Below are 13,738 nucleotides of genomic sequence, written 5' to 3'. Positions count from 1 at the left end.
ACACCATAGTAAAGATACTATTGAGCAGTATCTTTAGCTTCTTTATAATTAATTTTTGCATAAGTTAATAGTAAAATACCCATAGTAACAATGGCCGCGGTTAAATATAACGCCTCATTATAATTACCAAATTGTTTTATTAATGCAACTGAATATAATGGACCTAAAATTTGCCCTATGCCATAAGCAGATGTAATTGCTCCCATAATAAACACAGGATTTTTCTTAGAAAGTTGACCACCAAAATTCATAAATAAAGACACTAATCCGATAAAGGTAGCACCAAAAAGCAAACCACTAATAAGGTTCATTACAATATTGCTAGAAAGGGTAGGAATTATAATACCAACAATCTGTAATAGCATAGCAACAATCATAATATTAATGCTGCCCAAACGGTGTGCTAAACGCATCCATATAATACATGATGGAACACCAGCAATACCTACTGCTAACCAGACATATCCACCATAGCCGTCTAGCCCTTGTAACGAATTGACAATGTCGGGTAGAAAAGTTGCTTGTACAACCATACCAATACCTTCGGTAAAATAAGCCAATATTAAAATGATCACCATCGGAGAAAATAACGACTTATCAAATTTGTGTTTAACCACTTCATTGTTAGGCTGTTTATCAAACCGTAAAACATAAGCGGAATAACACGATAACAATGCTCCTAATATCGCTAAGATGATCCATGCATCTTGCCAATTTCCGCCAGCATAAAATACGCCCCTCATAACCAGATCAGTAATGAGTATTGAAAAGCCTAAACCACTAAAGTGTATCCCCATCGCTTTGGTTTTATTTACCGACTTTAGCTTTAACATGACAACGGCCGATCCTACAACCAAGGCCATTGCTGCTCCAAACCCAGCAAATAGCCTTGCAATAAACCAGATTGTACTATTGTCAGTAACGCCTAAAATAAAAGAGGAGATGACACAAATAAACAGTCCAAACCTGAAGTATTTAACTTTAGAATGAATATCTTTAATAAAAACAGAGAAAATAGAGCCAGTTAAATAGCCGACATAGTTGATGGAAGCCAGCACGCCAGCATAGGCAATAGTAATACTATCTTCTAACATTGCAGGTAGCAGCGAAGTAAACACAAAACGAGCCACGCCAACGCCTACAATAAGCGCAAATATACCTGCTAATAAAATAGCACTGTTACTCTCTCGATTAAATATAAGCATACTTCCCCATATATTTTTTTACGGTATATTACAGTCTATAACCAATTAAGTTGCATAAAGAAATCATTAATAATGATAAGTGGTATATAAAATACAAATTTAATCGATAAATTAGATAAGCGAGATAAAATAGTTAACATATTTCAATTAACGTATTTCATTGATGAATTTGTATCTTTCTAGTTTATTTTTAGATTGTTGCAATAAATTAATATTATTGACAACACTTTCCTCAATTCTTCGATTATTAACTTTCTACGAAAAAAGATAACAACCATAAATTCACCTAAAATTTAACGTGAAAGTTTAACGTGGACAGAAAATTTAACATGATTTAACGTGGATATGATTTAACGTGGACACCCACCTTTATTTATAAACAAAATTAAAGCAGGTGGAAGATAAAATCGCTAGGCGAGGGCTAATTTTTCAAAACTAATATAGCGGTCTATATTAGTTTTGAAGGCCAATAATACCAACTTACTTACGCGATCAACCTCACTGGTTATTGGTTATTGGTTATTGGTTATTGGTTATTGATTTTAAACAAGCAATATTTATTTAAGACTCCTTATTGCAACGACGCAATGTCAAACCTATTAACCCTAATGCAAAAATAGTCAGTGTCGTTGGCTCTGTTACCGCTTGCAACGGCTTAGGGCTGCTCCATACTGCGTAAGTTGAGGAGTTAGAAATACCGGTATTTAAACCTATACCCACTGTAAAAGGACTCGTTGTGTCCCAATTAGGATTGCTATTATTTAATGCCATTACGCCAAAGAGTGTGTTATTTGTATTACTTTTGTATGGCGTGATTACAAAACAATCATTGTAGGTATTACTACTGCAACCAAAAGTTAAATCAGGTAACGAATCAAATAAACCATCAACTGAATCTACAAAGACATCATTTAATAATGCCAATGATGCGACTTTACTTTCTTCTTCGGTTTGCCAGAAAAAATCGCTCTGTTCATCACATCCGCTAAACAAGTCAGGACAAGTGCCATCAACAAAGCTTACATCATAAAGCTTACCGTTGATGTTTATATTAGAAGCACCTAATAACTTACCGCTGGTCAGATCTATATTCAACATGAGCGTCGCATTGGCCAAGTTAAATAAACTACAGGCCGATATGAGCAAAGATAATATCATTACTTTAAAATATACTTTTTCCATTTTATTTTTTCCTTATGAACTTAACTCAATGTAACTTGGATGAATTTAACTTAGACACCCATTTTTATTTATAATCAAAATGGGTGTCTAAGTTAGTTAGGCTAAACGGATGAAGTAATTACTATATTCAGCACTAACGGTAGTGCTTAGATGCTTATTTTATGACGAGATACCAATAACATTATACCGAATGCTAAAATGGCAAATGTTGATGGTTCAGGTACCTCGTGTATTATCGGATCAGCGATTGAATCATCAATAATCTCAACCCAATTAGGAGAGCTACCAAAATCTTTTGAACCATGTGCCCCGCCACCACCGCCACTACCGCCACCAGTGTCAGGTGCAGTGTCTCTGCAGTTTATACTGCCGGTTATTGCACCAAATACACAACCTGTTTCCCATGCGGTTACTAATGGATCACTGAAACTGAGCGATTCAAAGAAAAACTTACCTGCTGTAATTTCAAAATCATTGTTAATAAGACTACCTGAAAGACTATCGATACTATTAATATCAGTAACTGAAAATCCACTGAATAAATCGGTATCGAAGTATTCGAAAGAAACAAAATTAGTGAGTAAAATGGCATCGCCCCAAGTATAATCGACTAACTCTAATATCGCCTCAGCGGTTCCATATGAACCATCAGCGTTTGCATAGCAATCTTGGCATTGCCCAGTAAAATAATATGAGGTGATAATTCCGGCATTAGCAAATGGCACAATAATCATGAGTATGATTACGGCATAAATTTTACTCAAATAATTTTTAATATTTTGCATGAAACTCTCTTTTAATGATTAATTAATTTTTTAATTGTAATCATTATCCTCAAATATTTTATTTAGTCCTTACGCTTTCCTTACCATTATCAATAAATCATATAGTCATCTGATATATATACTAATATTAAATAAAAAAATTAAAAGTTTGTCGTGTTCTGAATCCGTTTTTTAAATTTTTTCGTTATTTTATCTTTTGAAACGAAAAGATTTACGTGAGTCTTTGAGCTATAACTCAAGCACGGCGAGCACAATGGGAAACACAAGGAAATTAAGTAAACTAATGAGTTACTTTCTAGCGGTAGTCATCAATAAAATCCTTTTTTTGATAGGTCCTCTAATCCTAATTGAGAGGTTTAACGTTTCAAATAAAGATGGATGTTCAAATTAACTTTACCACTGTGCGTTTAAAAAAGATGATTGCTTATTACGTAAAAATTAGGTGTAATGGCTGAATAATAAACGCTGAGTGATGCAGGGATAGTTTAAAAGTGATAGGTAACCCCATTAAATTGGCTTGATGTAACTAACGTTATAAAAAGCAAATCCCCATAGCATAAACAACACCAACTCTGACACACCGAGCAGGTAACGCCTCAGTCCAACAAGCGATTATGCAACACAAACTGCGTGTCGCATAAATAATAAATTGTTAGGTGTAAGGGATTTATATGCCGGATTCAACTAAATTAGCCAAATTCGTAAACGCTCTTGCTATTCTTTTATCAATATTTTCTATAGTGGATATTGCTTACTACGCAGTTACATTAAATTTAGGTTTTCCAATTATCAAAAGTTTAGGTACTCTTTCTATATCAGCTTTTCTATATTTATCTATTAATAAGCCTGAAATTTTTAATAAAAGTTAACAAAACTAACAAAGACGCTAGCTTATAAAGTATCTTAAAATAAAAAATTTGAGCAACTATCCCTGTTAATTGTTAATTTGAAAAGTCCTTGCTATTCGCTAGTAGTTAGCGTTTTATAAAACTCATTAAATGGTGATCTTCCTACAGAGGACTTTCTCCTCATTAGTTCATGCCCATGCTAAGTTTAGTAGCGTAGTTAATTTGGCCACCTACTTAGCAATGCTGTTGTGCATTTCATATCAACACAGTCACCCTTTTATATTTATGTTAACAACTTAAATAACTCACTTTTACTGCCAATATTCAGTTTTTGATAAATGCGGTAAAGGTGGTTTGACACCGTTGACGGAGAAAGCCCTAACTCTTTTGCTGCTTCTTTAAACGTTAATCCTTTCGCGAGTATTTGTACAACTTCATGTTCTCTAATCGATAAACTATCTAAAGGGCCTTGTGGCCAAATTTCAACAATGATTAAATCATTAAAGGGTTGGAGTTCAACTTGCAGTCCATCTACCGCATAACTTTTTCTAGCTAGATCTAAAGCGAAAGGTAATTTCAGTAAACTGCTCTCCAATTCAGTTTTGTTAGCATAATTCTCTTCAAGTAAATCAATAAAACTACTTTGTACTTGATGAAAGTAACCTTGTTTATCACAAATCGCTTTATGACTATTAGAATGTAATTTACTGTTAGTTATTGTCGTTTGGTTATCATCAGTACGTGCAAGTTGTAAGAAAAGTGCATGTCTCGCTGCGGTGAGTAAATGATATAGCGCTTGTTTTTGTATTTGTTTATCTTGATCAGAAAAAGGCTTGTTACGCTTAAATCGATATAAGCTTAACAACGTAAATAACCCTGTTCGGTCATCAAGGTGAATTGATGATAAAACTCTTTCTATATTGTGTGGTTTAAAGCAAGTTAGATAAATTTCAGAACGATAAAAGTCTTCATCAGCCATTAAATCACGCATATCTATTGGTGAGCCTAAATTCTCAAACAGACTATTTACCAGAGGGTTTATTGACAAATTATCAAGTAAACACTGCGCTAATGATTCAGGTACATTTATCAAGGTATGATTATGAAAACGAACCGTTTGTTGATGTCCGTTACTCCAAATAGCTCCGTCAAAACTAATTAAGTGTTGTAGCTTTGATAATGCCCAATCACGATATTCAGATAAATCAATTTTACTGGTGCCTAAATAAAGATCACTAATAAACCGGTTCAATTTATCTTGTTCAATAATAGCAGTCACAAGTAAAGAGCCTGATACACGTTAGCGATTTTTTTATCGAGTCGATTCATTGGGTAATTTTTACTATAGCGTTAAAAAAATGACGAGCTATGATAATGCTATGGCAACCAAAGTGATGCAAGAAATATGTCTAATGACAAGAACAAAAATACAGATGGCATGAATAGTAATAACAGCAAAGCAACTTACGACACTATTATAATTGGCGCAGGTATTGCTGGCCTAACCGCAGCACTCGAATTAGCAAAAGCCGATAAACAAGTACTGATACTTGATGCACAAGATGAAACAAAAGTTGGTGGCTTAGCAAGGAGTGCATTTGGCGGTATGGCGTTGATAGGCACGCCAGAACAAAAACGAAGTAATATTATCGACTCACCAGCCATAGCATTAAAAGATTGGCATGATTTTGCTCATTTCTCCCAAGATGATATTTTCCCAAAACAATGGGCGAAGCTTTATGTGGAAAGCAGTTATCAAGATATTTACCACTATGTTAAAGATCTCGGTGTTAAGTTTTTACCGGCAGTAAATTGGGTTGAACGAGGCTTATACTCAGGCGGTAACTCAGTACCTCGTTACCATGTAATTTGGGGAACATCACTAGAGCTTGTTAATAAAATGCTGCTTGCGATTGCTCCCTTTAAAAATAAAAACATTCACTTTAATTTTAATTGCAAAGTTAACAAACTTATTAAGTCTGATGAAGCGGTTATTGGCTGCCAAGACACTAACAGTAACCTGTACTTTGCTGATAACACTATCGTAGCAAGCGGTGGTTTTACCGGTAATTTAGCAAAAGTAAAAGAACATTGGCCTAAACACTTTGCACCAGCACCTGAAAACCTATTAAACGGCACTCACCCCAGTTGTGATGGCGCCATGCATGACGAAGTTAATAGTATCGGCGGAAATCTTACCCATTTAGATAAAATGTGGAATTATGCTGCCGGCATCCCTCACCCTAAAGCAACATTTAACCAACAAGGTTTAAGTTTAATTCCTTGTAAATCGGCTCTTTGGCTTGATAGCAACGGAAAACGAATTGGTCCAGCCCCTATGGTAACAGGATTCGATACTCATGAATTATGTCGGCGTATGAGTGAACAAAAAGACGGCTATGCATGGCAAGTACTTAATTGGAAAATAGCCAGTAAAGAGTTTGCTGTTTCAGGCGCAGAGCATAATCCAATGATCCGTGATAAAAAATTATTTACTATGCTAAAAGAAACTTTATTAGGGAATCATCGACTAGTAAAACAGATGCAAGAAGAGTGTGACCACTTTATCGTTGCGAATACTGTTAGTGAATTAACTAATAAAATGAATGCATTAACTCAAAAAAAACGTGTTAATAACGAAGTTTTACAACAAACATTAGACGATTACGATGCCATTTTATCTCGACCTTCATCACAATGGAATGATGATCAAATAAGACGAATAGAACATGCTAGAAAATGGAAAGCAGATAAATTAAGAACATGTAAACCACATCCTATTCAAGACGAAAAACACGGCCCTCTCATTGCTATTAAAGTAGCACTGATCAGTCGAAAAAGTTTAGGGGGTATTCAAACAAATCTAAACTCTCAAGTAGTCAACCAACATGCCCAACCAATAACCGGTTTATATGCTATTGGCGAAGCATCTGGATTTGGTGGTGGCGGCTCAAATGGTGAAAAATCTTTAGAAGGTACTTTTTTAGCCGGTTGCATACTAACCGCTCAGCAAGCCGCAAAAAATATCAATAACTTAACGAGTATAAACACACAGGGAACCAAATAATGAAAAAAACAGCTGCATGGTTAACACGATACGCGTTAGAGCAAATTGGCGTAAAATATACTTTTGGTATTCCTGGGGTTCACAATACTGAACTTTACGATGAATTAAATAATTCTGATCTAATTACACCCAACCTAGTCATGCACGAAGGTCATGGTGGTTTTATGGCTGATGCGATTAGTAGAGTCACTGATTCCATTGGCACATTAGTTATCGTTCCTGCTGCCGGCGTTACCCACGCAGCAAGTGGAATTGCTGAAGCTTATCTTGATGGTATACCTATGCTTGTTATTACTGGCGGTATTCGTAACGACTCCAAATTTGATTATCAACTCCATGAACTAGACCAACTTAAACTTGTTGCAGGATTTACCAAAGCAGCGTTTAAAATCAACAACCATGATGAAGTTATCAACACTATCTATAAAGCTTATGATATCGCGACCTCAGGAGAGCCTGGTCCGGTATTTATCGAAATCCCTGTAAACTTACAACTTGATAAAGCAGCAATTAATGCATTACCAACTTACGTTAAGCCCGAACAAGCAGCTTTATCAGCGAGTATGCTAACGCAAATTGAAAATGCAGCTCAGATGCTAATGAAAGCGAAAAATCCTGCTATCTTTGTGGGCTGGGGCGCGGCTCATGCGAGTAGTACCTTAATTGAGATTAGTGAAGTGATTGGCAGCCCTGTTGCGACGACTATGCAAGGAATCAGTGTATTTCCGGCAAACCATCCGTTACATACAGGGTTTTGTTTTGGCCCTGCCGCTGTCCCTGCGGCTCAAAATGCATTTGATAATGCTGATTGTGTGCTAGCTATTGGTACGCGTTTCGGAGAAATAGCGACCGGCAGCTTTGGTGGTCAATTACCGCAAAATTTAATTCATATCGATATCAACCCTGATGTTTTCGATGCCAATTATAAAAGTGCAATTGCTATTGAAGGTGATGCTAAACAAATTTGTCAACAACTGCTTAGCACGCTAAAAACTTTAGGAGTAACTACAGATTTTTCTGAGACAGCTAAAAAAATTGCGGCGGATAAAAAATCTTATCGTGAAACATGGTATCAACATGACTCAAAAGAGAAGGTAAATCCAGCTCTATATTTTGACGAGCTTAGAGCACAACTTAGTGATGATGCTCATATTGTTGTGGACGATGGCAATCATACATTTTTAACAGCTGAGCTGATGCCTATTCACCAAGCCTATGGTTTTATTTCACCTACAGATTTCAACTGTATGGGTTATGCCACGCCAGCAGCTATTGCGGTAAAAATGGCTAAGCCACAACAAGAAGTGCACGCTATTGTTGGCGACGGTGCTTTTATGATGACGGCAACTGAATTAGCGACTGCAGTTAGCCAAAACTTAGGGCTTGTTATTGGTGTATTTAACGATGGAGAGCTATCTCAAATAGCACAAGCACAGCAAATTCCTTACAACCGAAAAACATGTACAGTATTACCACAAACTAAACTTAAAGGCTTAGCGATGGCAACGGGTGCTGAATATGTACGTATTGAGAATAATAATGAGATTAAAACGGGGTTAACGAAGGCAAGAGCGTTAGCCCAGAATAACAAAACGGTTATTCTTGATATAAATATTGATTATTCTAAAGCAACCGCTTTTACCGAAGGCGCCGTTAAAACCAACTTAACACGTATGCCTCTACCAACCAAAGTACGTATGGTTGGTCGCGCCTTGGTTAGAAAAGTAACCGGATAGCTACTCTTTGCTATGTTCAATATTTAGCACCTTTTTTAAAGGGTCTAAATATTGTTCAAAATGCTTCCATTGTTCGGTAGCGCTTTTATATATCGGCTGTCGAACTTGTTCCGAGCTGGGTGTTTTAATATTACGTTTAGTTTTATGAAAATCAATACATGACTGTTCAAATGGTAGGCCACAAAAATCAAGTATTCGGTGCACCTGTTTATCTAAATCATCAACAACATCTTCATGGTGAACCGTTAAAACAAAATCAGGTAATACTTCATGCCAATGGTTCATTAACTTTAAATAAGCTTGATAGTAACGACCAATATCTTCTAACTTGTAACTAAAATCTTGCCCTTCAGCAAATAATTGCTTAAATCCGCTAAAACAACAAGCCATTGGCGAGCGTCTAGCATCAATAATTTTCGCATTTGGCAGTATTAATCGGATCAAGCCGATATGAAGAAAATTATTAGGCATTTTATCAATAAATAATGGCGCTTGTTCACGGTAGACACGCGTTTCATCAATAAATTGCTGTCCAAAACGTTTAAAGTAATCGGGGTTAATCTCATGTAAATTTTTAGGATATTGATTTTCTTTATTTGTATCTACGTTTGAATTACGCCCTCTTAACCGAGAAGCTAGACCTAAGATATTATGCAGTTCCATGGTGCCATCTACTTGGCTATGCGAAGCAAGTATTTGTTCAAGCAAAGTAGAGCCTGCCCTTGGCAAACCGACAATAAAAATAGGATCGGGTGAAGCTAAGCCTAAATGACCTCGTTTTTCAAATAATTCTGCAGTGCAGTATTTTATTTGTTCTTCGACTTGTTGTTCTATTTTACTGATATCAAAACCATTTATTTCATTCTGAAGTTTATTGCCTTGTTGATAATATTGAAAGGCTTGTTGGTATTGAGCTCTATCTTCAAAAGCTTTACCTGTAGCGAAGCTCAATTGAATTTCATCTACTATTGGTAAGTTTTTCTTATCTTGTTGCGCTTGCATTTGGGCTATTTCATCATCGCTAAAGCGATAGGTTTTTGTATTCGCTAAACTCCAAAAGGCATCTCCATAACTTGGATTTATTTGATAGGCTTTTTGGTAAGCTAAAACCGCTTGCTTTATTTCACCTTTAGCTTTGAGTGCGTGGCCTAATTGTAAATGAAATCCTGCTATGTTATTTCCTTGTGAAATAGATTGCGAGATAGCTTGCTCAAAAAGAACAATAGCTTCTTCTATTTTACCCAACCCAGTTAACACATTAGCTTTGGCAACTTTAAAAGTAATATTATTGGGCTGAGCATTGAGTAATGTCTCAACTTGCTGTTCAGCCGCTTTATATTTACCTAAGCGAATAAGTAAATTGAGGTACTGAGAACGCGCATAAAGGTGAGTTGGCTCTAGCTCAAGCGCACTAGCGAGAAGAAATTCAGCATCATCATAGACTTTAAGCTCCATCCCTATTTCAGCTAACAAACACATTCCATCAATATGACGCTTATTGTTCTGTAAAAAATGTCGGCAAATCTGCTCTGCTTTTAATAATTTACCTTCATGCATTAATTCAGTTACCGCAAGTAAAGCTGGCGGTAATTTTTTTAATTTTTCTAATTGATTTGCTGTTTTTTGAACATTGTCTTGTTGTCCTGCATCTCGGTACAGTTCAATCAATTCTTGCCAACTTGCCACTAAACTAGGATTAAGTTTCACAGCATGTTCAAAGGAGCTCATCGCACTTTTAGACTCTCCTAAAGCAAGATTGATAAAACCTTTTTCTTGATTCGCTCGACTGTGATGATCATCAAGCTTAAGTAACGTATTAATACTTGTTAATGCTTGAGCATAGTTTTTTGCATAACGCTGTGCAACAGCAATTAAATACCATAGCTCAACTTGTTGTGCTTTTTCTGTCGTTTTTGTTTGGAGTTTTTTACTTGCTAAAATAGCATCATTGAATTTTGCTGTTTGGATCAATTGTTGAATTGATTTTAATTGTGTTTCAAATGATTGAGGCGATGTGGTGTCCAATGACTTAGCTCCGTGAAATATAAGGCTTAATAGCAATTCAATTAATTACTTTGTACTTTATCAATAAAAAACCGCTTGAGACAAATATCAAGCGGCTTTAGTACACTTAATTAAGTATCAGTTTTATGACTTTTACTTAACTTTATTTTCTACTTATCTTTTTATTTAATAGAAATCATACGAAAATCTAAAGCCAATAGTACGAGGTCTATTAGAGACCACTTTAGGCGTAAACTGCTGAGTATCAATATACAATACTGCACTCTCATCCGTTACATTATCGATAAATATTTCTGCTTTCCATTCATCATTAGTAACACCAAAGCTTAAATTAGCCAAAACATAACTATCTTGTATGTAACGACCACCGGCAAAGGTTTCACCATTTCGGTCTTGATAATTAACACCTGAGAAAACATCGGCTTCTTTTTGTATACTTAAACCTGACCCCGTACCGTAAATCAAATTAGTAGCGTCTTCTACCACATAAGCATCCATAGACATACCAGCAAGTCTATCGCCAGTGTAACTTATCGAGCCGTTAATATAACCTGTCATATCATTAGCAATTGAATAAAAATATTGTGCTTGTAAATTACCTGAGAACTCGGCGGAATAAGGTAATTGACTGCCAACCGCTGGAGCAATACCGGCAAGTTGACTATTAACAGATGTTAGCTCACTATCAATAAAGCTAAAGGCACCGGATATAATTAAGTTATCTGTTGCTGCCCATGTAAAGTCACCATCAATACCTCTTATTTCTGCTTCACCAACATTGTCGGTAAACACTAAGAAACTAATGTTAGTAGGGTCATAACGCGATGTTTGTAAATCAGATATCTCTGAATAATAAGCTGTAGCATTAAAACGTAGTGATTGATCAAATAATGTTGATTTAAAACCAATTTCAAAGTTATCCAAACTATCCGTTGTTGAGTACACTGGAATACGGAAGCCATCAAAAGCGCCTTCTTGACTTGTCGCTGCTCCGCCGCCTACTCGGTTAGTCACTGGAGGTCTAAAGCCTTCTGAATATGAAGCAAATACCATCACTTCATCTGATATTTTCCAATCAATTGAAGCTTTTATAATGGTATCATCTACAGTTAGTGTACCGTCATCGTCAAGTAAGCTAGTGTCTAATTGACCGCTAGCAATAGCTGCTTGTATAGCAGCAGCTTCTTCTGCGCCGAAAAACTCAGTTAAGGCTTCATCGCTACCATCACCAAAGGCTCTTAATCGACCACTAACATCATCCCCGGTAGTCGCGCCTTTATAAATATCATCTATTTGATACCAACGGGCACCAAAACTTGCTGTAACCGTATCAGTTATATCAAATTCTAATTGACCAAAGACAGCAATTTGGTCAATAGTATGAGTAACATCATTGACAAAACTTACTTCTGAAGGAAAAGGTCCTCCATTACTATTAGTGCCTTCAGAGCCTGCAAGCGTTCTTGCCATATCAGGGAATTTATCTGTACTCGCTATTTTGAATTGACCCACAGTTGATAATTCTTGAGAATCATAAAAAACACCAGCAGTAACACGCCAGCGGTTTTCAGCAGCGGTGCTAAATCTAAGTTCATGCGTAATTCGTGAGGTACTAGTTTCTTCTTTATAGTATTTAGTTGGGTCAAGACATTCTTGTTCTGATTCAACTATGCCTGCATAATTACAAACGTAGTAAGCAGAGAATGAACCACCATTAGTATAACCAGTGTAATCAATCGTTGAATTGATATCTCTATCTAGATAACCACCCGTATAAACAATGTCAAGATTCTGAAGACGACCTTCAAGGGTCCAGGTTGTAAGACCAAAATCATCATTATTGTTTTCTGGGATAAAACGATTCGTTGAAGTTTCACCTTCCAAGTTAGGATCGTAAGCAAAAACACCTTCAGTATCGAGTGACTGCTGAGTATGTTGAACTAAAAGGTTCCATTCATCATTAATAATGTAAGATAAGCCAAAACGTGCACCAGCGTAATCCGCAGTATTAAAGTCATCCTCTACTAAAGCAGCATTTTGTGGAGCGATAACAGGCACGTCTTGAGGATTTGTTAAAACACCACCAGAAATTCTGCTAATAACTTCAGCACTACCAGTATAGCCACCTTCACCAGGAGTGTTGAGTATATTGTCTATCCAACCACCTTGATGATCATTATACGTTGCAACACGTATAGCTAATGAATCTGTTAACGACATATTAAAGTAGGCTTCAACAGAGTTACTCATATCACCGCCTGACGTAGAGCCAGTGCTCGTATCAAAACCAGCAGAAAAACCATCATGGCTAGGTTTGTTAGTGATTATACGTACTGTACCTGATTGAGAGCTAGCCCCAAAAAGCGTGCCTTGAGGGCCAGGTAAAACTTCCACACGCTCAACATCACTCGCATAAACATCTAAATTACGACCTTGCATTGATACAGGTTGTTCATCTAAATAAAAAGCAACTGAAGGCTGTAATGCTTGCACTGATGAAACTGAAATATTTGTTTGTGTCGTTGCAGCGCCACGAATATATATTTCATTTTGCCCAGGGCCTGTCCCCTGAAAAACAACATTAGGTAAAAACTCTACATATTGGTCAAAGTTTGATACACCTAGTTTTTCTAAACTATCACCTGTTAAGGCTGTAACAGTAACAGGTACTTCTTGAATAGACTCTGCTCGTTTAGTTGATGTGACTTCAATAACTTCAATTTTTGATTTTTCTTGTGTTTTTACTTCTTCAGCATAGAGAGAGCCAGAAGCTGCTATCGCTGTTAACACTGCCGCATGCAGCTTTGTTAATTTCATATTATTATCCCTTTAGTATTGTGATTCTATTTTTTAATTATGTTTCGAGTTGATATTATTAGTGTACTAATTA

General features: G+C 36.3%; 9 protein-coding genes. 3 read left to right on the top strand and 6 right to left on the bottom strand.

Going from position 1 to position 13,738, the window contains the following annotated elements:
• Window positions 1-17: 17 nt before the first annotated feature.
• The 3 genes from KO509_RS06315 to KO509_RS06305 form a co-directional block, all read right to left on the bottom strand.
• A complete protein-coding gene (locus KO509_RS06315; RefSeq protein WP_215972442.1) occupies window positions 18-1,205 on the bottom strand; it encodes a YbfB/YjiJ family MFS transporter in 1,188 nt (395 codons plus the stop codon).
• 561 nt (window positions 1,206-1,766) lie between these two features.
• Window positions 1,767-2,387 carry a PEP-CTERM sorting domain-containing protein gene (locus tag KO509_RS06310; RefSeq protein ID WP_215972441.1) on the bottom strand — a complete coding sequence of 207 codons (621 nt, stop codon included), beginning with the start codon at window positions 2,385-2,387 and terminating at the stop codon, window positions 1,767-1,769.
• A 146-nt stretch (window positions 2,388-2,533) separates the two neighbouring features.
• On the bottom strand, window positions 2,534-3,172 hold the full coding sequence (locus KO509_RS06305) for a PEP-CTERM sorting domain-containing protein (RefSeq protein ID WP_215972440.1): 639 nt from the start codon (window positions 3,170-3,172) through the stop codon (window positions 2,534-2,536).
• A 671-nt stretch (window positions 3,173-3,843) separates the two neighbouring features.
• On the opposite strand from KO509_RS06305, the gene KO509_RS06300 reads away from it, so the two are divergent.
• Complete coding sequence (locus KO509_RS06300; RefSeq protein WP_215972439.1) at window positions 3,844-4,041, top strand: hypothetical protein; 198 nt, start codon at window positions 3,844-3,846, stop codon at window positions 4,039-4,041.
• A gap of 262 nt (window positions 4,042-4,303) precedes the next feature.
• Here KO509_RS06300 and KO509_RS06295 read toward each other — a convergent pair whose 3' ends face one another.
• Entirely contained in the window at window positions 4,304-5,299 is a 996-nt protein-coding gene (locus KO509_RS06295; RefSeq protein ID WP_215972438.1) for a helix-turn-helix transcriptional regulator, read from the bottom strand.
• A gap of 126 nt (window positions 5,300-5,425) precedes the next feature.
• Here KO509_RS06295 and KO509_RS06290 point away from each other — a divergent pair, with 126 nt between their 5' ends.
• Entirely contained in the window at window positions 5,426-7,087 is a 1,662-nt protein-coding gene (locus KO509_RS06290) for an FAD-dependent oxidoreductase (RefSeq protein WP_252727422.1), read from the top strand.
• On the top strand, window positions 7,087-8,823 hold the full coding sequence (locus KO509_RS06285; RefSeq protein WP_215972437.1) for a thiamine pyrophosphate-binding protein: 1,737 nt from the start codon (window positions 7,087-7,089) through the stop codon (window positions 8,821-8,823). Before KO509_RS06290 ends, KO509_RS06285 begins: the two co-directional genes overlap by 1 nt.
• On the opposite strand, the gene KO509_RS06280 is transcribed toward KO509_RS06285, so the two are convergent.
• Both KO509_RS06280 and KO509_RS06275 read right to left on the bottom strand, forming a co-directional pair.
• Window positions 8,824-10,848, bottom strand: a complete 2,025-nt coding sequence (locus tag KO509_RS06280; RefSeq protein WP_215972436.1) for a tetratricopeptide repeat-containing sulfotransferase family protein — start codon at window positions 10,846-10,848, stop codon at window positions 8,824-8,826.
• 165 nt (window positions 10,849-11,013) lie between these two features.
• Window positions 11,014-13,665 (bottom strand): TonB-dependent receptor, encoded by a 2,652-nt coding sequence (locus tag KO509_RS06275; protein ID WP_215972435.1) that lies wholly within the window; start codon window positions 13,663-13,665, stop codon window positions 11,014-11,016.
• Window positions 13,666-13,738: the final 73 nt, after the last annotated feature.

Origin of the sequence: Colwellia sp. C2M11 (assembly GCF_018860915.1) — a bacterium.
In the GTDB taxonomy this organism is placed as follows: domain Bacteria; phylum Pseudomonadota; class Gammaproteobacteria; order Enterobacterales; family Alteromonadaceae; genus Colwellia.
The sequence above is the reverse complement of the archived record's forward strand: the minus strand, read 5'-3'. Positions and strand labels throughout refer to the sequence as shown.

Bases quoted from the DNA above. Each gene is read 5' to 3' on its own strand.
- KO509_RS06315 (WP_215972442.1), bottom strand. From the start codon at position 1,205: ATGCTTATATTTAATCGAGAGAGTAACAGTGCTATTTTATTAGCAGGT.
- KO509_RS06275 (WP_215972435.1), bottom strand. From the start codon at position 13,665: ATGAAATTAACAAAGCTGCATGCGGCAGTGTTAACAGCGATAGCAGCT.
- KO509_RS06310 (WP_215972441.1), bottom strand. From the start codon at position 2,387: ATGGAAAAAGTATATTTTAAAGTAATGATATTATCTTTGCTCATATCG.
- KO509_RS06290 (WP_252727422.1), top strand. From the start codon at position 5,426: ATGTCTAATGACAAGAACAAAAATACAGATGGCATGAATAGTAATAAC.
- KO509_RS06300 (WP_215972439.1), top strand. From the start codon at position 3,844: ATGCCGGATTCAACTAAATTAGCCAAATTCGTAAACGCTCTTGCTATT.
- KO509_RS06305 (WP_215972440.1), bottom strand. From the start codon at position 3,172: ATGCAAAATATTAAAAATTATTTGAGTAAAATTTATGCCGTAATCATA.
- KO509_RS06285 (WP_215972437.1), top strand. From the start codon at position 7,087: ATGAAAAAAACAGCTGCATGGTTAACACGATACGCGTTAGAGCAAATT.